Here is a 19,719-nt window from a genome sequence, read left to right as displayed (position 1 = left end):
GGGAGTTTATTCGATCCGAGCTTGTCTATTAATATCGTAATAGTACAGCGACTGTGATAGCTTAAATGTAATTAATATTAATGAGTTATCGGTATGAGCATGATTCCTAGTATAAAAATTTTAACGAACTCTAGCCTGCTTTTTGATGTTTCTCACTACAGCGAACCACACATACTTGCGACGCAAAAAAGCTTTGGGCGTTAGCCCAGCACTGTAAAAATAGTAATGAGTTTTTTGATTTAGTACCGGCTATGAACTCGTTAACTTTGTATTTAAAGTCTTCAGAAATGCTCCATAAATGGTACAACAGCTTAGCTAAGTTATGGGATGAAGTGGATGATTACCCGTTTGATAGCCAGCACCACCAAATTAATACCTACTACCAAGGTGAAGATTTAGATTACGTAGCTAACTATCATCAACTCACAATTGATGAAGTGATTAACTTACATAGTAAAGAGTTATATCACGTTCTATTTTTAGGCTTTGTTCCCGGTTTTCCTTATTTACATGGGCTCAACTCACGGTTATTTACCCCAAGGCGCGATAATCCGCGAGTGAGTGTACCTAAAGGCGCAATTGCCATTGGAGCAGACCAAACAGGTATTTACCCTGAAGATTCGCCAGGTGGTTGGCATATTATAGCTCACACTGATGCCTGCTTATTTGATTCTAAAGCGGCTAATCCTTGCTTATTTAAACCTGGCGATACCATAGAGTTTGTGCCTGTAAAAGGAGTAAGCAATGATTAAAGTAATCAAGAGCGGTATTCAACTAACAATTCAAGATTTAGGCCGTGTGGGTTTTCGACATTTAGGGGTAAGCCGCTCAGGCAGCCTTGATACCTATGCACACATTATTGCGAACCGTTTATTAAATAACACCGACAACGCTGCCGTGCTGGAATTAACCGTGGGTTTATGCGAACTGCAATTTCAGTGTGATACCGTTATCGCCCTTCATGGAGCCGACCTCAAAGCAACCCTTGATGGACACCCACTTTATCCAGGCTGGAGTAACCCAATAAAAGCAATGCAAACACTTAAATTTGCAACTGGCCGTGGTGGCTCCCGTGCTTATATTGCAGTAAAAGGCGGTATTGAATGCCCAGAGGTTATGGGTTCTAAATCTACCGATTTAGGGGCAGCCATTGGAGGCTTTAATGGCCGTGCACTGCAAAGCGGCGACGTGCTAGCCATAAGTCCTTATACTAAACCTTGGTTATGTAATAAGGGCGCCCTTACCCCACCTAAACGTAATATTATCCGTTTACATGTTGGTCCTCATTATGAGCTACTAACACCCGAGTGCATTAATGCTTTTTGTGATACCGCATTTACTATTAATCCAAATAGTAATCGTATGGGGGTGCGCTTAGATCATAAAAATGCTGATATTATGCAACATACACTTTCATTGCCCTCTGTAGCCGTAGCACCTGGGAGCATACAGCTTCCACCTGATGGCAATCCTATAGTGTTATTAAATGACGGGCAAACAACTGGGGGTTATCCTTTAATAGCGCATGTGATAGAAGCCGACTTACATCAGTTTGCACAATTTAGAACTGCCGATTCAATCACCTTTGAATTTGTATCACTTGAGCAAGCAAATGCTGCAAAAAATAAGCTCGATGCTCACCTAGCACAACTTAAGCTGAGTTTAAGCCGCTACTGGGATTAATTAATAGTGCACTCACGCTCACTCACTGAGTAACTCAACCGCTATTTATTTATTTTTCGCTTTGCACTTTCTTAGTGCAAGGCAAACTAATTTTTGCAATTTAATTTAACTTTAACGTAATTAAAAATTGCACATTGCATTTTAATCTCCTTGCCAATATCACCACATTGGTGCAGCGCTAATTTATTTGGTGCATAAATTATTCTTATTATTTTAAAAAAGCCATGTGACTTAGGTATTTATTTCTGATAAAACAAGGTTAGTCTTTAGCAAACTCGCTATCGTAGGCACTTAATAGGAATGAGGAAAAATTATGTGTTCAATATTCGGCGTACTCGATATTAAATCGGATCCCAGCCAGTTACGCGCTCAGGCAATCGAAATGTCCAAACTGCTTCGCCACCGCGGGCCTGATTGGTCAGGGGTGTATTCATCAGACAAAGCAATTTTAGTACACGAACGCTTAGCAATAGTAGGCGTATCAAGCGGTGCGCAACCATTATACAACCCAGAAAAAACGCATATTTTAGCGGTAAATGGCGAAATTTATAACCACAAAGAGCTTGCCGCTAATTTAGAAGTCGAGTTTGATTTTCAAACGCAGTCAGATTGTGAAGTTATTTTAGCCCTGTATAAACAAAAAGGGCCTGCATTTTTAGATGACTTAAATGGTATTTTTGCCTTTTGTTTATATGATGAAGAGCAAGATGCTTATCTAATTGGTCGCGACCACATTGGTATTATTCCGCTGTATACAGGCCACGACGAGCATGGCAACTTTTATGTAGCATCAGAGCTAAAAGCGCTTTCACCTATTTGTAAACATATAGAAGAGTTCCCACCTGGGCATTTCCTTTACAGCAAAGACGGTAAATTAACACCGTACTACCAACGTGATTGGCAAAGCTACGATGCAGTTAAAAACAACGATGCCAAGGCAGAAGATGTAAAAGATGCTCTAGAAGCCGCGGTAAAACGCCAACTAATGTGTGACGTACCCTACGGTGTATTATTATCAGGTGGATTAGATTCGTCGGTTATTTCAGCTATTACTCAACATTTTGCCGCAAAACGTATTGAAGACAACGATGAAAGTGATGCATGGTGGCCTAAACTGCATTCGTTTTCAGTGGGTTTAGAAGGCTCACCCGATTTAGCTGCAGCGCAAAAAGTGGCTGATATGATAGGCACTATTCACCACCCTATTATTTTTACTATTCAACAAGGTATTGATGCTCTTAAAGAAGTGATTTATCACATTGAAACCTACGATGTAACCACTATTCGTGCATCAACCCCTATGTACTTAATGGCACGCCAAATTAAAGCTATGGGCATTAAAATGGTACTTTCAGGTGAAGGTGCCGATGAATTATTTGGTGGTTATTTATATTTTCATAAAGCACCCAATGCACAAGAGTTTCATGAAGAGCTAAACCGTAAAGTATCAAAACTGCATATGTTTGATTGTTTACGTGCTAATAAATCAATGGCTGCTTGGGGTGTTGAAGCACGCGTGCCATTTTTAGATAAAGAATTTGTTGATGTGGCCATGCGCATCAACCCAGAAGCTAAAATGTGTAAAGACGAAAAAATTGAAAAACATATTTTACGTGCTGGTTTCGACGGCTACCTTCCAGATGACGTGTTATGGCGTCAAAAAGAACAATTCTCTGATGGTGTTGGCTACAGCTGGATTGATACTTTAAAAGAGTATGTGAATGAGCAAGTAACGGATCAAGAACTAGCGAATGCTAAATTTAAATACCCAATTAACACGCCAGATTCAAAAGAAGCGTATTTTTACCGCCGTATTTTTGAATCGCACTTCCCGGGCGATGCCTCTGCTAACTGTGTACCACATGGTAAATCAGTAGCATGTTCAACCCCCGAAGCACTGGCGTGGGATGCATCATTTCAAAACAATGCAGATCCATCTGGACGCGCCGCAGGCGTTCACAATGAAGCATATAAAAAATAGTTACCCCCTATCTACGCTGCAGCTTAAAAACTGCAGCTTTTCTTCGCTGTCTTAGTGAATAATTTCTTGAAATTTTATGGCACTAAGAGAAGTGAATGAAAAAGCTAAGCCATTCAATTTAATCATTTATGTTTAATCACTGTTGTTTGTCACTTCTCTACAAGCGCAGCGTTTCTTTGCCATTTTTGTAAATTAAATCTCAAAGGTGAGATAAACCTTTGACCAATTTAGTTTAAACAGTAAGATTTAGTCGCTTTTTATAAAAACTATTTCAATCTCGCTTTTTCATTAACCTCATGAACAATATCTATCTAACTCATTATCCCAAATCATAAAAACATAGTTAAAATGTCATTAATAAATCATTTAATAAATGAATAGTGATTTTAAAACGCTGACTTAGTTTTTTACGTATTCATTAGCGTTTTTTTAGTTATTTACTTGTCTGATTAGGCCGAATATTCATTCACTTAGCTTTGCATTCAATGCTATATACGACTATAAAATAATTAGCTGACACATTAGTTATCATTTGTTCAGTTGCCAGATGTGTACAATAAAAAGACAAAAGCAGCTTAAAGTTTTGCCAAAGTGTTAATTCTTTTGCATTTAATATTTAACTCCCCTATTAGTAAAGGTATGATGGGCAATTAAATTAGTTAGTCTTCTAACTATTCGTGTTATTAGCTTTAGTTATAAATCTAATAAGACGAATACAGTGAACTATAAAAAAAACTGGCATTAAGCCAACCTGTTTCATTAACCAATGAGGTATTGCATGAGCGAGAATCATGACAAGTACAGTATTGATAATACGGACTACACCGTAGGTCAAGACAACGTACAAAAGTGGGGATTTGATATACATAACCCTGTATTCGGGATCAGTGCAGGGTTAATAGCACTTTTTTTAATCGCCGTATTAGTGTCAGATGCCGAAGTAGCTAAAACAACACTTAATGGTATCAAAACCGATATTATTAATAATTTTGACGGCTTATTTATGTGGGCCGCCAACTTCTTTGTTATTTTTTGTCTAGTTTTAATTTTTTCGCCTTATGGCAATATCCGCTTAGGCGGAGACGATGCTAAACCATCGCACTCTCGTATTTCTTGGCTGGCAATGTTATTTGCTGCAGGTATGGGTATTGGCTTAATGTTTTGGGGGTTGCTGAACCAGTTGCATACTACACTGGTTGGTATGAAACACCGCTCAATGTAACAGCTAACACACCAGAAGCCGCGAAAATGGCAATGGGTGCAACTATGTTCCATTGGGGTCTTCACCCTTGGGCAATTTATGCTGTAGTTGCGCTTTCGTTAGCATTTTTTACTTACAATAAAGGCTTACCACTTTCTATTCGTTCGATTTTTTACCCAATTTTAGGTGATAAAGCGTGGGGGTGGCCTGGTCACATAATTGATATTTTAGCTGTATTAGCAACCTTATTTGGTTTAGCAACGTCACTTGGGCTAGGTGCACAACAAGCCTCTGCCGGTATTAATCATGTATTTGGTTTTGAAGGTGGCGTAGGTTCACAAATTCTGGTTATTACAGGTGTTACATTACTAGCAGTCGTCTCTGTTATTAGAGGCATTGATGGCGGCGTTAAATTACTTAGTAACGTAAATATGCTCATTGCTTTAGTACTACTAGTATTTGTATGTTTAGTTGGTTTTGCGGTCTCTATGGGTAATATCCCTAACACGGTAATGGGGTATGTAGAGAACATTATTCCATTGAGTAACCCACATGGCCGTGAAGATGAAACATGGATGCATGGTTGGACAGTATTCTACTGGGCTTGGTGGATTTCATGGTCACCGTTTGTAGGTATGTTTATTGCGCGTGTTTCGCGTGGTCGTACAATCCGTGAATTTTTAACCGCGGTATTACTTATTCCAACAGCGGTTACTATCCTGTGGATGTCTATCTATGGTGGCATCGCAATTGACCAAGTAGTTAATGGTATTGGTGCTCTTGGGACTGACGGTCTAACAAGTGTCCCTATGGCGATGTTCCAAATGCTTGATGAAATGCCAATGGCGAGTGTGCTTTCTTTCATTGCTATTGTATTAGTACTGGTATTCTTTATTACTTCTTCTGATTCAGGATCACTTGTAATTGATTCAATCACAGCAGGTGGCAAAATTGATGCACCGGTACCACAGCGTATTTTTTGGGCTACTGTTGAGGGCGCAATTGCTGCTGCATTACTTTGGATTGGTGGTACTCAAGCGATTGAAGCACTACAAGCTGGTGCTATTTCAACCGGTCTACCGTTTACCATTGTTTTACTATTAATGTGTGTAAGCTTAATTTTAGGTTTACGAACTGAGCCTCGCCCAGTTAAATAACACCCTACATTAAAAAACGCCGCTAATTGCGGCGTTTTTTTTACTCTATTTTTCCTATAATATTTTATAACGTTTCGCTAAAACCAAATTTCACTTAGTGGTGTATCTAACCGATAATGATAACTCAGCTGAGCTTGCAGTAATTCTGCGGTGGCTAAAGCGTCAGTCAGTGCATTATGGTTTTGATACAATGGCAAGGAATAACGCTCCCTTGTATCACTTAACCGTAATGAGCCTAGTTTTGTATTAAATAGCCTACCTAGTAGCCCTTGACGCGCTCTAAGCGCTCGCCTTTCAATTTCCATAGTGTCGACTAGAGCAAATTCAATCCCTTCTTTTATACGTGTGAGCAGCGCATTATAAAAAAAGTGGCGCTCAATGGCGGCATAATGCACCACCACCACTTTCCCTTTAAGGGCATCAAGAAGTGGGGCTAAAATTCGATTAAGGTCGGGAGCTTCATCCACTTCTGAGTGAGTAATACCATGGATAACAATCGATTCTTCACTCAAATCTCGTCGTGGTTGTACCACCCAATGACGGCTCTCTTTACAGTAAATACGATTTACATTAAAAGGAACTAGACCAACACTAACAATATCATCGCTATCAGCATCAAGGCCGGTTGTTTCAAAGTCTAGCGCCACAAAAGGTACGTCTTTAAGCGGAGCAGTCTGATTGGTAAATGCCTGCTGGTAAAAGTCTTTAAGCAATGTGTTTTGCGTACTTTGCAAGAGCTGTTCGTAACGATGGGGCCAATCTATCGGTGAATTAGCCATAATTTATTTCACACCTGAGTGAGCGGAATAACTAAATTTTAAAAAGCTTTGCGCTTTTTCTAAAATCGCAAAAGCTTCTTTTAAATTACTTTGCTCAAATGGTGAGAGTAAATGCGGGTCTAAATCGTTATCAGGCGCTTCACCTTGCTCTATTTGCCACGCCTGATGCCGAATACGCACTGTAGCAATATATTCAAATGCGTCACGCAAATCTTGTGCTTTGCCTTTGGGTAGTAAGTTAGCCTCGATGATATCTTCTAAGCGCTCAAACGAATTTTGTTTACGTGAACCCACCGCTAATGCATGAACGCGAACAACATCAGATAACGGCGCTGTTCCACGACGCTTTAAGTTCATTGAGCGCTTATGTTGGCCATTGTGCTCAAGTACAAAGCCGTTAAAGAATCCCAATGGTGGCGTTCGGTTACGGGCATTGGCAGCAAGGTTAGCTAAAAAGCGTTTATTTACTTTGCTTTCTTTTGCCACCAGCGTTTTAAGCTCATCGGCCCATTTTAGCTTTCCCCATACGCCATCTAAGTCAAAAAATATCGAGCTGTTAAGCAGAGCTTGCGGCTTGGGCTCGGCCATCCAGCTAGCAAATTTTTCTTTCCATTGTGTACGGGTCATGCGCCATTTTTTAAATGACGCCATAATTTCACCGTCACAATAGGTATAGCCACACTTGGCTAAACCATCACACACAAAATCTGATAGGTTTTGAAAATACTCATCGTGCAATGCCTCATCGAAGCTATTATCTAAAATGAGTGCGTTATCTTGATCGGTTACAATCAACTGCTCGTCCCGTGCCATTGAGCCCAGCGCAATAAAACAATAAGGAATGGGCGGCTCGCCAAACTTTTCTTCAGCTAGCGCTAATAAGCGTTGTTTAAAGGTACGCCCTATTACTGCCATAGCCGTTCCTATCATATGAGAATTGGCATCTTCGTTTACCATACGCACAAACACATTAGGGAGTTGGCGGGCATAATGAACTAAATCTTCCACTGATTGCTGCGCTAAAATACCCCGTACTAACAATAAGCTACTTTGTGACTCATAACGTAGAATATCAGATAGCGATATTACCCCTATTGGGCGTTTTTTATGAACCACAGGCAAGTGATGCAAGTTATCTCTGAGCATCGCTAAAACGGCTTCAAATACATAGGCATTACTATCGAGCAAGACTAAACTTGAGGTCATAACCTCTTGCGCAGGCGTATCAAACGTCAGCCCTTGGGCAACGACTTTAGTTCGGATATCTCTATCTGTGATGATCCCGACAACTTGACCGTCATCCTCTTCTGGATCGTCGCTTATTTGTTTTTCTATGTCAGTGACAAGTACTGAAGAGACCGATTCTTGTGTCATTAAAAACGCAACGTCTTGTATGGGGGTTTGCGTAGTAACCGTGACTACATCGCGATGAAGTAATGATTTAACTTTGGCGGTGGTTAAGTCATTGCTGTCGGCTTGCTCTACTATAGCTTGATGCAAGCGTACATTGCCATCCACTTCGAAAAAGTCGGCAAAGGTTTCGTATTTATCACAGTATTCGTTAAAGGTATTAACGTTAATACAATACGTTAAGGTATCTTCAAGCGCACGAGCCGGAAACCGTACTTTGCGGTTCATTAATAAGCCCATTTGGCCAAAAATACCGCCTGTAGCTAAACGGTTATAGAGCTCGCCATTACGACGTGAAATCTCAACAGAGCCACTACGAATAATATACAAGTCACTAATATCTTGCCCTAAATGTAGGATATCAGTTTCGGCACGAAAGTAAGCAACCTCTATTTGCATTGCTAATTCATTCAATGCTTCTGTAGGAAGCGTATCAAATGGGGGGTGTTCAACTAAAAACTGGGCTATTTCAACTTGCTCGGCCTGCATAGGGAATCCTTGTGGCGTGAATCTAGTTGAATTGTGAGCCTAATTGGCTATCTTTTCAAAGAAAAATAGCCAATTTAAGTAAATAGTTAGCGATTAATTATCTACTTGCTCTAACTCCTGCGCTAATTGTTTTGATTCATCACCACGAGGGCTGGTAAAACGTGCAAGTCCTAAATAAATCACGGGTGTTAAATAAAGGGTAAACAATACCGCTAAGGCTAAGCCACCAAACACCACCCAGCCAATCGCGTTACGCGCCTCAGCGCCAGCACCTGTAGACATAATCAACGGTAATGCGCCCAATAAAGTAGAGATTAAAGTCATAGTTATAGGTCGTAGGCGTACCAGCGCTGCTTGCTCCACCGCTTTACGTACAGCTAAACCCTGATCTCTTAATTGATCAGCAAACTCAACCAATAAAATCGCATTTTTGGCGATTAAACCAATTAACATTACAAGACCAATTTGTGAATAAATATTGAGTGATGTGCCAGTTAAATAAAGCGCTAAGATTGCGGATGTAATACCAAAAGGGACGGTGATCATTACTACAATGGCGCTATTAACATTTTCAAATTGTGCCGCCAAAACTAAAAACACAATTAAAAAGGCTAATACGTAAGTCATTAGCACTTCATTTGAGGTTTCTTCAAATGTGAGTGCCTCGCCTTTGAACGCTAAAGTAATACCTGCAGGCAATGATTGCTCAGACACCTGTTTTATTTGCTCAACCAGTGTGGCAATGGTTAAACCGTCCGGTAATTCCATGCTTAGCTCTATTGCGCGTCGCTGAGCATGGCGCTCAAGCTCCGCAGCAACGCCCTCTTCAGTAATATTTGCCACACTACTGAGTGGTACTAATTGATTATCGCGGGCGCTTACATATAAATTTGCTAAATCACTTGGGTCATTGATGGTTTGATTTTGAGCCTGTAACATAATAGGTATTGATTGATCGCCAATGTTTAAATCAGCTATATCATCGCCATTAATGGCAGCTCTTAAAGTAATGGCAATATCACTTAACGATACCCCAAGCTCTTCTGCGCGTCGTCTGTCTATATTAACGCGAAGTTGTGGTTGTGATGGTTGATACGATACGCGAACCGGTGCAACTTCAGGTACTACTTTTTCAAGATCAGCTGAAAACTGCTGTGCAGCTTTAAATATTTCAAGATAATCTTGGCCTAGTAAAGCAATTTCAATACCGCCACCTTGGCCACGTAAATTTAAACTATTAGCGCCTCCTGCGTATGCGGGTGCTCCAGGAATATTCATTAAAGGCTGACGAATTTTATTTATGATTTCTTGTTGACTAAAATTACGTTCATCCCAGTGCTTTAAAGGCACAGTAATGAACACAATATTAGGATCCCACTGACCAACAACCGTGTAAATAGACTCTATTTCACCGCTTTCGACGAAAGGCAGCAAAGTGTCTTCCATTTTAATGGCTTGCCTGTCCATAAAGTTCAAGCCTACGCCATCTGGGCCACGAGCAAATATTCTAATTTTACCGCGATCTTCTGTTGGTAATAGCTCGTTATCTAAGCTCATATACAATGCACCTGAGCCGCCTGCCACTAATAGACAGGCAATAAAAGTAAGCCACGCATGATCGAGAACTTTATGAATTGTTTTGGTATATAAATTAGCAAGTACGTTACCAAACTTAGCAAATGGATGAAAACCGCCTTGCTTAAGCTTTAGCTTTAGCTTAGAAGTAAGTGCCGGCACTAACGATAACGCAACAAAGCTTGATATGATCACTGCACCGGCAAGTACCCCCCAAACTCTCTAAATAAACGCCCTGCAGTAGAGGGTAAGAAAGCAATGGGAACAAACACAGCTGCTAAAACCGCCGTGGTGGCAATAACCGCAAAAAATACTTCACGGGTACCTACCACTGCGGCCGCACGCCGGCCAAGCCCTAATCCGCGCTGGCGTTGAATGTTTTCACTCACCACAATCGCATCATCAACGATTAAGCCAGTAGCAAGTACAAGCGCGAGCAAGGTTAAAATATTTATGGAGAAGCCCAATGCCCATATCAGTGCTAATGAGCCTATTAATGCTACCGGAATAGCAAATGCAGGTACTAAGGTTGCACGCCATGAGCCAATAAACACCCATAACGTAATGATCACTAGTAGCACTGTCAGCACTAATGAGTTAATCACTTCATCCACTGAACTTCTAATAAATTGTGCGTCATCTGATGTTAAGGTAAATTCCATCTCAGGAAAGCGTTCACGCATTCCTTCTATGAGCTTTAGAACCTCATCTGATATTTCTATGGTGTTAGATTGCGCTTGGCGGATAATTTCCATACCAATAACGGGTTTACCATTAAGTCTTACCATAGAGCGCGGATCGGCTGGGCCAAAATATACCGCGGCGATATCGCTAATACGGGTATCACCACGAATGATAATATCACCTACTTGATCGGGTGTTACCGAGGTAGCATCAGCACGAACAATAATTTGCTGATCGTTTGATTTTAAACTTCCTGCTGGCACATCAAAGGGAGCTTGCCTGAGCACATCAGCAACATCGGGAATAGTTAAATTGAAGCTGCTGAGCTTAAGAGGATCGATACGTACTCTAAGCACTCGCTCTCTATCACCGTTTAAGCGCACATCAGCAACACCGGGAATAGTTAAAAACTGTGGCGCTAAATCAACATCAACCCGCTCGGTTAATGCCTCTAAAGATAAACTCTCACTTGATACGGTGAGTGATACAACCGCCTCAGCATCGTTATCGGCTTTTATGATAGATACACGCTCAACTTCTTCTGGGAGCTCCCTTTGCACTCGCGAAACTGACTCGCGTGTTTCATTAGCGGCATCATCCAGATTAACGCCAGGTCTAAATTCAACCACAATACGTGAGCTGCCTTCTTCACTTTGCGCACGGATAGATTTAACTCCACTCACGCGGGCAACAGCCCCTTCTAGTTTGCTTGTTACTTCAGTGTCGACGGTTTCCGGAGAACCGCCAGGGAATGAAGCTGATACCGTAATACGTGGCCTATCTACATCAGGAAGCTCGCGTACTTCTACGCCTGCTATAGCAGCGATACCGGCAATAATAATGAGTAAATTAAGTACCACAATAAGTACGGGACGGCGAATTGCCATTGAAGGCAAGTCTTGCATCATAGCTTGCTGTTTCATAACTACTCCTGCGTACTGGCGATAGGTGCAGAAAAGCTTAATTCTTGATTGGCTCGCAAACGCTGAACGCCTTCAACAACTAGCGTATCGTTTGGCTGTAATGCGCCTGATACGAGTAATCGCCCTGCTAAGCGTTGCTCTATTTTTACATCAACCCGCGTTGCTTTTTTATCAACACTCGTCCATACATATGGACCCGTTGCGCCCCAAAGTAATGCTGCTTCAGGAATAGCAGCAAAGCGTTGACCTAATACTTTTATATGTACCCGAAAACTCATTCCTGGTAAAAATTGTTGCTGTTTATTATTTAGCTTTGCCTTGACTCGTAAAGTACGAGTTTGAGGATCGATACGGGAATCTAAATAAGCTATTTCTGCCTCAACAGGCGCTTGCGATTGCCACGGGAACACGCGCACACTGGCATTATTTCTGATCATCGCAATCGCTGACTCTGGCGCATTAAAGTTAATGTATAATTGGCGGGTATCATCAATGCTGGCAATCATTGTTTGTGTTGTTATTCTGTCACCCACTTCAACGTCAGTCAGTCCCATAGTGCCATTAAACGGGGCTCGAACTTGACGGTCTTCTAATTCAGTTTCAGCTTGAGTAAGGGTAACTTTTGCAAGCTCTACGATGGTTTTTGCATCGTCTACATCACTTTGTGGCACAGCACCCTTAGCTTGGCTTTGCTTTAAACGTTTTAAAGTACGCTGGGTATCGGCTAATTTTATTTTAGCCTCTTCAAGGGCCGCTTTTTGCCTGCGTGAATCAAGCTCGAGTAAAATATCACCTTCTTGAACCTTATCGCCAGGTTTAAAATGAACTGCTGCTACTTTATCCCCTACGGCAGGATATAAAATAACAGAATGGATAGCTTCAGCGTTACCAACAGCCTGAACTTGCTGTTGTGCTTGTTCCATAGCGATATTTTCAACGACCACGGTAGCACCACTTACTGGCAAACTAACCGATAAGAATAAGGCCGTTATGCCCATTAAAAAATTTTGCGACTTCAAAGGAACACCCTAATTAATTATTATTTCCATTATGTTACGCAGTTTAACACCTCTATGATCAATAAATAGCTTAGTACGACAAATTAGCAAAACAACGCGCTGAAATTAAACATCCAAGTATTTTCTACATATTCTTACACCAGCCTACAAAATCACCACATATTTTATGCGTATTTAACATTATGATTTAGTCATTAGAGTGAACATACAAAGGAGAGTTTATGAAAAAAAGTATAATTATGGTTTTACTGCTTAGTGGCTGTGCATCACAAGGGGTTGACCGGACAAGTCAAAATCAATTAATTAAACGCTATTATGCATCTGTTAATTCAGAGCAAAAAGTGACACTTTCCTCAGAAGTAGGAACGGGAATAGCTGCTGGAGCGGGTTTTGGCTTTGTTGATAGCCTAGATGGCAACACCGAAGAAATGATTGGTGGAGCTATTGTTGGCGGTTTAGTTGGAGGGCTATTTACCGCCTTATTTGAGGGAGGTAATACGGCTTATCAGTATAACTTATACGCTGTTGATGAAGGTGATTTTACCGTTATTCAAAAGAAAAAACTTGATAAAAACACAAAATGTGTGCTTGTTAATTCAGCTAATAAAATTACACTTACGCCGATAGATAATAGTTATTGTATTCGTTGATTAAGCTTAAAGTGAGCATCAAATCTTTAAGCTGATAAGCAATGTAAGCTCGCTATTTATAAATTACTTTTAAATAAAAACCTCAGTGTTTGAAGTGACCCCCAATAGTTGGACATTCCAATTACTGGGGGTCTTTTTATGTCCAAACATCACCGAGCTTTCAAGCTCAAAATAGCTGAACTCGCTTTGTCTGAAAGCTCTTCGGCGGTAAGTAACAGATTTAATGTTACAGACAGGCAGGTCCGATATTGGACCGCTATTTATCGAATTCATGGCGCTGAAAGCTTCAGGTCTGTTCACAAACCTTATTCTCTAGCATTTAAGGCTGAAGTGTTAAAAGCGATGACAGCAAACAGTTGGTCACTCGGTTATACCAGTGCTTTCTTCGATTTATCGTCCCCAGGCATTCTTTTTCAATGGCAAAAGCTTTATGCTCGTGATGGTATATCACGTCTTAAACCACAGAGAAAAGGTAAGCCATTCATGACAAATAATTCTTCTTCATCAAAACTAGTAGAGCAAATGACTGAGGAGGAGTTACGAGAAGAACTAGCATACTTACGAGCTGAGAATGATGTGCTAAAAAAGTTAGAAGCCTTGGCTCAAGCCAGAAAGAAAAAAGCAAAGACAAAACGATAGTCGTCGAAGAGTTCAAGGCAAAGCATAGCTTACGACACCTTTTAAAGGCGACAGGGCTGCCAAAGAGTGTTTACTATTATCATCGCACTACTTGTAAGCAACCCTGTGCAAGCAATGATTTACTGGTAAAAATACGTGATATTTATCACGCGCATAAAGGGCGATATGGCTATCGCAGAATTACGAGTGCCCTGAGAGCAATGGGAGTACTTGTTAATCATAAGCGCGTTCAACGGTTGATGAATGAGTTAGGACTCAAGTCAAAAGTAAGGCCTAAGCGCTATAAATCCTATAAAGGTGAAGTGGGTAAAATCGCAGAAAATACGCTTAACCGCGAGTTTACTGCGCAGAAGCCAAATCAAAAATGGGTGACGGATGTGACGGAGTTTAAAGTGGATAATGAGAAGGTATATCTATCGCCTATGATTGACCTATTCAACCAAGAGGTAATCAGTTACGAAGTCAGAAAATCCGTTGCACTCCCTTTGGTAACTGACATGCTTAAAACAGCAACTGCTAGGTTGAAGCCAAATGAAAAGCCAGTTGTACACTCAGATCAAGGGTGGCAATATCAAAACAAACAATATCAAAATCACCTTAAGGAAAAAGGATTGCAACAAAGTATGTCTAGAAAAGGAAATTGTTTAGATAATGCGGTTGCTGAGAACTTCTTCGGCATATTGAAGAGCGAGATGTACCACAACGAAACGTTTAAAGACGTGAATGATCTTATTGAAAACATTAAAGAATATATCCACTATTACAACAATGAGCGTATTAAACTGAAACTAAAAGGCCTGAGTCCGATACAGTATCGAAATCAGGCCTTGGCAGCCGCTTAGAAATGAGTCCAACTTTATGGGGTCACTTCAGTTTACTGAGGTTTTTTATAGAATAAATAAACGCGGGGTGTTATTTATTTCGTTGTGCGTCTTTTTGCGCTTTTTTAGCTTCTTTACGTTGTTGTAAAGCAGCTTGAGCTTCGTTACCAATGTGGCCCTCACCGCGTGCTTGTGCCAATTCTATTTGTTTTTGACGCTCAGCAAAACGAGCGCGTTGCTCGTCGGTCACATCATCAATACAGTGATGACACGACACCCCTTCCATATATTCAGGCTTTTGCTTTTCTTCTTCTGTGATAGGCATCCGACATGCGTGACACTGGTCATATGAGCCTTTTTGTAAGTCATGATTTACCGCTACACGGTTATCAAATACAAAGCACTCGCCTTCCCACATAGTGTCTTCTTTTGGTACTTCTTCTAGGTATTTTAATATGCCGCCTTCAAGGTGGTATACCTCATCAAAGCCCTGCTCTTTCATATAAGCTGTTGATTTTTCGCAGCGAATACCACCAGTACAAAACATAGCTACTTTTTTATGCTTTTCTGGGTCGAGATTTTCTTTCGCCCACTGCGGAAATTCGCGGAACGTCTTCGTGTTTGGATCGACTGCGTTTTGAAATGTACCAATTTCAATTTCGTAATCATTTCGGGTATCAACAAGGATAACCTCTGGATCAGAAATTAAGGCATTCCATTCATTTGGCTTAACATAACTGCCCACTACTTTTAATGGGTCAACGCCTTCAACGCCCATAGTTACGATTTCTTTTTTAAGTTTTACTTTAGTGCGGTAAAACGGGCATTCGTCATCATATGATTCTTTAGTAACAATATTGTCTAAATTAGGTTGGGTGTCTAACCACGCCAGTAAGTTATCTATGCCTTCACGTTTTGCGGAGACAGTCCCGTTAATTCCTTCTGCGGCAATTAACAAAGTACCTCGCACGTCATTTTGCTCCATTACATTAAGTAAAGGTTGGCGAAGTGCTTCAAAATCAGGTAAAGAAACAAATTTATACAATGCACACACAACAAAGTGTTCGCTGGTTACATTATCTTTATGGATAGCAGTCATGGTTTTCCTATTTTGCTTTTTAAACCCGCAGGGGGCGTTTACCGAATCGTAAATCCGGCGCATATGGGGCGCGTATTTTACGCTTTTTTTATTTAAATGCAAAAAAATGGATGATAATGCGCTTTTTACTGTTAGCGCAGTGGCTCAGTGGGCTATAATGCGCGGATAAATTTACAAGACTTGCTCATATTGGAGAAATATACATTGCACTTTACTGATCTTGGGATTGATACTCGCCTAGAAACACAATTAGCGCACCAAGGGATCACCCAGCCTACCGATATTCAAGCTCATGCTGTGCCAACGGCACTCGCTGGACATGACATTTTCGCTCAGTCAAAAACTGGGTCAGGCAAAACTTTAGCGTTTTTATTACCTGCAGTGCAGCGAGTAATGAAACAAAAAGCACTCAGTAAACGTGATCCTCGTGTACTTATTGTTGCTCCAACTCGTGAACTTGCAACCCAAGTGTTCACCCAACTACGATTACTTATTGCCGGTACTAATATTAAGGCAGTTAAAATTCTCGGTGGTGAAAACTTTAACGACCAAATTAAAGCACTGCGCAACGACCCACATTTTGTGGTTGCTACACCAGGGCGTTTAGCCGATCACTTAAAACAACGCTCTTTACAGTTAAGTGGCTTGGAGCTACTTATATTTGATGAAGCTGACCGTATTTTGGATTTAGGTTTCACAGACCAGCTTAAGTTAATTAATGAACTGGCAGATCACCGATTACGCCAAACCCTATTGTTTTCAGCGACATTAGATCATGCTCAAGTTGATGCCCTTTCGCGTAATTTATTAAAAAAACCAAAACAAATTATGCTCAGTGCAGCCAATGAGCAACATAGTGATATTAAACAAACATTATATTTAGCCGATCATCTTGATCATAAAGAAGCGCTACTTGAGCATTTTCTTAGTCAAGACAATGTAGGGCAATGCATCATATTTACCGCTACACGTGCTGATACCAGTCGATTAAGCGAGTCACTAAACAGTAAAGGCTTTAAATCTGTCGCATTAGCTGGAGATTTAACTCAAAGTAAGCGCCTTGATATCATGGATGCGTTTAGCCGTGAGAACTTTAAAATATTAATCACTACTGATGTTGCATCACGCGGTTTAGATTTACTCAGTGTTACCCATGTTATTAATTTTGATCTACCAAAACACGCTGAAGAATACGTTCACCGTATTGGGCGTACAGGCCGTGCTGGTTTTAAGGGCAACGCGCTATCATTTGTTGGTCCTAAAGATTGGGCAAGCTATTTAGCAATAAAGTCATTTTTAAATGACGAATTGTCGTTTGCGACGGTTGATGGTTTAAAAGCGAAATTTAAGGGCATCAAAGAGAAAAAAATAACGCCAGTTAAACCAATTAAAAAGAGAGTGGCTGATAAAAAACCACAGCAAAAACGCAAAGCGAAACCGAAAAAACCAGTAGCCCCAATTAAAGCACCACTTAACATCGATGGTGATACCCCTATGCGTCGTAAAAAAAGCCTGAGCAGGAATAATTATGAGTTACCTTGGAACTACCCAAACCTTATTTGTAAAAGAAGTCAGTAATGAAGGTGCCTATTTAGATGGCCATGGCTTAGGTGAAGTATTTTTACCTAAACACGAGATTAAACATGAACTTGAAGCTGGCGATAGCATCAGCGTTTTTACCTTTTTAGATAACGCAAACCTGCCAACAGCAACAACTAAAAAACCACACGCACAAGTCGGTGAATATGCCCTACTGCGCGTTAAAGAAATAAACAGCATTGGTGCTTTTTTAGATTGGGGTTTAGAAAAAGACGTGCTTGCACCGTTTAATGAACAAAAACCGCGTATGCAAGAAGGTTACTCGTATTTAGTCCGTTTATACCTAGATAATGCCAGTCAGCGAATTTGTGCTTCAACCAACTTTAATCGCTTTTTATCAAAAGACGAGCCGCAATATAGCAACTTGCAAGAAGTCGATTTAATTGTGGCAGGTAAAACCGATATCGGCTACAAAGTACTTATTGAAGAGTCTCATTTTGGTGTTGTATTTTACAACATGGTATTTAAAAACCTATTTGTTGGTCAAAAGCTCAAAGGGTTTATTCAAAAAGTGCGTGAAGACGGAAAAATTGATGTCATACTTGAGAAGCCAGGTATGGGTAAAGTCAGTGAACTTGGCGAAAAAATTATGGAAAAACTAAAAGATGAAGGTGGCATATTAGCCATAGGCGATAAGTCTGAACCTGAATTAATTAAAAAAGTTTTCTCGACCAGTAAAGCAAACTACAAAAAAGCCATTGGTGGGTTATTTAAACAAGGCCTTATTGATATTGAAGCTAAGTCTATTCGTTTAAAATAATTCAATAAAAAAGCCACCTAAGTCTAAACTTAGGTGGCTTTTTCGTATTTAAAATTTATAACTTAATGTTTTTGTAAGGTAAGGTACAGCGTGCGTATTGATTTGAATATTCAATTAATTCTTTTTTAGATGTCATATTTAATGGCGCTAGTCTAAATACTTTTTTTGTACACTCATTCTGCATTTCATCGTGTACATCAACACATTCTCTACTACTTATATCAAGTCCTGCTAAAACAGCTTCATTTGTATAACATAAATGCTGAGCATAGTTTTGGGCGATTTTTTTAAACTTAAATAAATCAACGGGGTAATCAGATACCAAATCGGTGACATTCGAAACATCATCATACATTTTGGTCGAAAATACATATTTATTAACAGCAAAGCCACTAATGATAATTACCACTACAAACATTATTAAACGCAAAGTTAGTTCCTCACTGCATAGCCGTAACTAAATGTAGCACAAACAAAAAGAGTTGTAATAAACTCCTTATAATTATGCATACTTTAAATTTAAGCTATTGATTTATTAACATCATTTAATACTTCTACAGGGTTTTGTGCCTGAGTAATCGGACGCCCTATTACTAAATAGTCACTGCCAGCTTCAATCGCGTCTTTAGGTGTCATAATACGTTTTTGATCGCCCGCATCACTGCCAGCAGGACGAATACCTGGGGTTACGAGTTTAAATTCTTTGCCTAAAGCCGCTTTTAAACTTTGTGCTTCTTGTGCAGAACAAACCACACCGTCAAGCCCTGCTTGCTTTGTTAGTTTTGCTAAATGCATAACTTGCTCTTGTGGTGATTTAGTTATACCTAAACGCCCGAGCTCAGTTTCATCCATGCTGGTTAAAACGGTCACGGCAATCAATAATGGTGCTTTATCACCAAATTGTTCGAGTGCCTGCTTTGCTTTATGCATCATTTCAAAACCACCACTTGCATGCACATTAACCATCCACACGCCCATTTTAGCTGCAGCGGTTACTGCTTTAGCAACCGTATTTGGGATATCATGAAATTTCAAATCTAAAAATACATCGAAACCTAAATCAACCAGCTCTTTAACAAATTCAGGGCCAAAATATGTGAACATTTCTTTACCCACTTTTAATCGACAGGTATCAGGTGATAACTGTTTAACAAATGCTAAAGCAGTTTGCTGATCATCATAATCAAGAGCGATAAGAATTTTTTTGATTGTTCGAAAGACATAACTATCCTACTAGTGAGCGAAAAGTA

General features: G+C 40.2%; 13 protein-coding genes and 3 pseudogenes. 9 read left to right on the top strand and 7 right to left on the bottom strand.

All coding sequences use genetic code 11. The features are described from left to right. Positions 1 to 93: 93 nt before the first annotated feature. The 4 genes and pseudogenes from pxpB (at position 94) to AC0L7Q_RS07115 (ending at position 6,022) form a co-directional block, all read left to right on the top strand. Positions 94 to 752: pseudogene (gene pxpB / locus AC0L7Q_RS07130) on the top strand (5-oxoprolinase subunit PxpB). Beyond that, a complete protein-coding gene (locus AC0L7Q_RS07125; RefSeq protein WP_409425376.1) occupies positions 745 to 1,683 on the top strand; it encodes a 5-oxoprolinase subunit C family protein in 939 nt (312 codons plus the stop codon). The pseudogene pxpB and the gene AC0L7Q_RS07125 overlap by 8 nt, the downstream one beginning before the upstream one ends. 313 nt (positions 1,684 to 1,996) lie before the next feature. Beyond that, the gene (gene asnB / locus AC0L7Q_RS07120; RefSeq protein WP_198523137.1) at positions 1,997 to 3,664 is read left to right on the top strand and encodes an asparagine synthase B; all 1,668 of its coding nucleotides are present in this window, start codon (positions 1,997 to 1,999) and stop codon (positions 3,662 to 3,664) included. Between the two features lie 778 nt (positions 3,665 to 4,442). Continuing rightward, positions 4,443 to 6,022, top strand: a pseudogene (locus AC0L7Q_RS07115) (BCCT family transporter). A gap of 77 nt (positions 6,023 to 6,099) precedes the next feature. Here AC0L7Q_RS07115 and AC0L7Q_RS07110 read toward each other — a convergent pair. The 4 genes and pseudogenes from AC0L7Q_RS07110 to AC0L7Q_RS07095 all read right to left on the bottom strand — a co-directional run bounded on the left by AC0L7Q_RS07110 (position 6,100) and on the right by AC0L7Q_RS07095 (position 12,880). Further along, positions 6,100 to 6,801, bottom strand: a complete 702-nt coding sequence (locus AC0L7Q_RS07110; protein WP_409425374.1) for a 3'-5' exonuclease — start codon at positions 6,799 to 6,801, stop codon at positions 6,100 to 6,102. A 3-nt stretch (positions 6,802 to 6,804) separates the two neighbouring features. After that, the gene (locus tag AC0L7Q_RS07105; RefSeq protein WP_413401964.1) at positions 6,805 to 8,700 is read right to left on the bottom strand and encodes a putative nucleotidyltransferase substrate binding domain-containing protein; all 1,896 of its coding nucleotides are present in this window, start codon (positions 8,698 to 8,700) and stop codon (positions 6,805 to 6,807) included. A 93-nt stretch (positions 8,701 to 8,793) separates the two neighbouring features. Continuing rightward, positions 8,794 to 11,882 (bottom strand): annotated as a pseudogene (locus AC0L7Q_RS07100) (efflux RND transporter permease subunit). Positions 11,883 to 11,884: 2 nt separating this feature from the next. Continuing rightward, positions 11,885 to 12,880, bottom strand: coding sequence for an efflux RND transporter periplasmic adaptor subunit (locus AC0L7Q_RS07095; protein WP_473697730.1), 996 nt, complete (start codon positions 12,878 to 12,880; stop codon positions 11,885 to 11,887). A 242-nt stretch (positions 12,881 to 13,122) separates the two neighbouring features. Here AC0L7Q_RS07095 and AC0L7Q_RS07090 point away from each other — a divergent pair, with 242 nt between their 5' ends. The 3 genes from AC0L7Q_RS07090 to AC0L7Q_RS07080 all read left to right on the top strand — a co-directional run bounded on the left by AC0L7Q_RS07090 (position 13,123) and on the right by AC0L7Q_RS07080 (position 15,032). Continuing rightward, positions 13,123 to 13,551 carry a hypothetical protein gene (locus tag AC0L7Q_RS07090; RefSeq protein ID WP_413401958.1) on the top strand — a complete coding sequence of 143 codons (429 nt, stop codon included), beginning with the start codon at positions 13,123 to 13,125 and terminating at the stop codon, positions 13,549 to 13,551. A gap of 138 nt (positions 13,552 to 13,689) precedes the next feature. After that, positions 13,690 to 14,190: a transposase gene (locus tag AC0L7Q_RS07085; protein WP_409424004.1), complete on the top strand. Its 501-nt coding sequence runs from the start codon at positions 13,690 to 13,692 to the stop codon at positions 14,188 to 14,190. Further along, entirely contained in the window at positions 14,187 to 15,032 is an 846-nt protein-coding gene (locus AC0L7Q_RS07080) for an IS3 family transposase (RefSeq protein ID WP_409425534.1), read from the top strand. The genes AC0L7Q_RS07085 and AC0L7Q_RS07080 overlap by 4 nt, the downstream gene beginning before the upstream one ends. Positions 15,033 to 15,102: 70 nt before the next feature. Here the strand turns inward: AC0L7Q_RS07080 and trhO are convergent, their stop codons facing one another. Next, positions 15,103 to 16,110 carry an oxygen-dependent tRNA uridine(34) hydroxylase TrhO gene (gene trhO, locus AC0L7Q_RS07075; RefSeq protein ID WP_413401956.1) on the bottom strand — a complete coding sequence of 336 codons (1,008 nt, stop codon included), beginning with the start codon at positions 16,108 to 16,110 and terminating at the stop codon, positions 15,103 to 15,105. A gap of 204 nt (positions 16,111 to 16,314) precedes the next feature. Between trhO and AC0L7Q_RS07070 the strand changes: the two genes are divergently transcribed. Both AC0L7Q_RS07070 and AC0L7Q_RS07065 read left to right on the top strand, forming a co-directional pair. Continuing rightward, positions 16,315 to 17,688, top strand: coding sequence for a DEAD/DEAH box helicase (locus AC0L7Q_RS07070; protein WP_418157344.1), 1,374 nt, complete (start codon positions 16,315 to 16,317; stop codon positions 17,686 to 17,688). After that, complete coding sequence (locus AC0L7Q_RS07065; RefSeq protein ID WP_413401952.1) at positions 17,639 to 18,469, top strand: CvfB family protein; 831 nt, start codon at positions 17,639 to 17,641, stop codon at positions 18,467 to 18,469. The genes AC0L7Q_RS07070 and AC0L7Q_RS07065 overlap by 50 nt, the downstream gene beginning before the upstream one ends. A 55-nt stretch (positions 18,470 to 18,524) precedes the next feature. Here AC0L7Q_RS07065 and AC0L7Q_RS07060 read toward each other — a convergent pair whose 3' ends face one another. Together AC0L7Q_RS07060 and pyrF are read right to left on the bottom strand one after the other, a co-directional pair. Beyond that, the gene (locus AC0L7Q_RS07060; RefSeq protein ID WP_409425366.1) at positions 18,525 to 18,899 is read right to left on the bottom strand and encodes a hypothetical protein; all 375 of its coding nucleotides are present in this window, start codon (positions 18,897 to 18,899) and stop codon (positions 18,525 to 18,527) included. A gap of 89 nt (positions 18,900 to 18,988) precedes the next feature. Beyond that, positions 18,989 to 19,678 carry an orotidine-5'-phosphate decarboxylase gene (gene pyrF, locus AC0L7Q_RS07055; protein ID WP_418157351.1) on the bottom strand — a complete coding sequence of 230 codons (690 nt, stop codon included), beginning with the start codon at positions 19,676 to 19,678 and terminating at the stop codon, positions 18,989 to 18,991. Positions 19,679 to 19,719 lie beyond the last annotated feature (41 nt).

The sequence above is a fragment of the Pseudoalteromonas sp. KJ63-1 genome, assembly GCF_055808145.1.
The sequence above is the reverse complement of the archived record's forward strand: the minus strand, read 5'-3'. Positions and strand labels throughout refer to the sequence as shown.

Excerpts from the sequence above, each read along its gene's own strand:
- AC0L7Q_RS07125 (WP_409425376.1), top strand. The coding sequence starts at position 745 with ATGATTAAAGTAATCAAGAGCGGTATTCAACTAACAATTCAAGATTTA.
- asnB (WP_198523137.1), top strand. The coding sequence starts at position 1,997 with ATGTGTTCAATATTCGGCGTACTCGATATTAAATCGGATCCCAGCCAG.
- AC0L7Q_RS07110 (WP_409425374.1), bottom strand. The coding sequence starts at position 6,801 with ATGGCTAATTCACCGATAGATTGGCCCCATCGTTACGAACAGCTCTTG.
- AC0L7Q_RS07105 (WP_413401964.1), bottom strand. The coding sequence starts at position 8,700 with ATGCAGGCCGAGCAAGTTGAAATAGCCCAGTTTTTAGTTGAACACCCC.
- AC0L7Q_RS07095 (WP_473697730.1), bottom strand. The coding sequence starts at position 12,880 with ATGGGCATAACGGCCTTATTCTTATCGGTTAGTTTGCCAGTAAGTGGT.
- AC0L7Q_RS07090 (WP_413401958.1), top strand. The coding sequence starts at position 13,123 with ATGAAAAAAAGTATAATTATGGTTTTACTGCTTAGTGGCTGTGCATCA.
- AC0L7Q_RS07085 (WP_409424004.1), top strand. The coding sequence starts at position 13,690 with ATGTCCAAACATCACCGAGCTTTCAAGCTCAAAATAGCTGAACTCGCT.
- trhO (WP_413401956.1), bottom strand. The coding sequence starts at position 16,110 with ATGACTGCTATCCATAAAGATAATGTAACCAGCGAACACTTTGTTGTG.
- AC0L7Q_RS07065 (WP_413401952.1), top strand. The coding sequence starts at position 17,639 with ATGAGTTACCTTGGAACTACCCAAACCTTATTTGTAAAAGAAGTCAGT.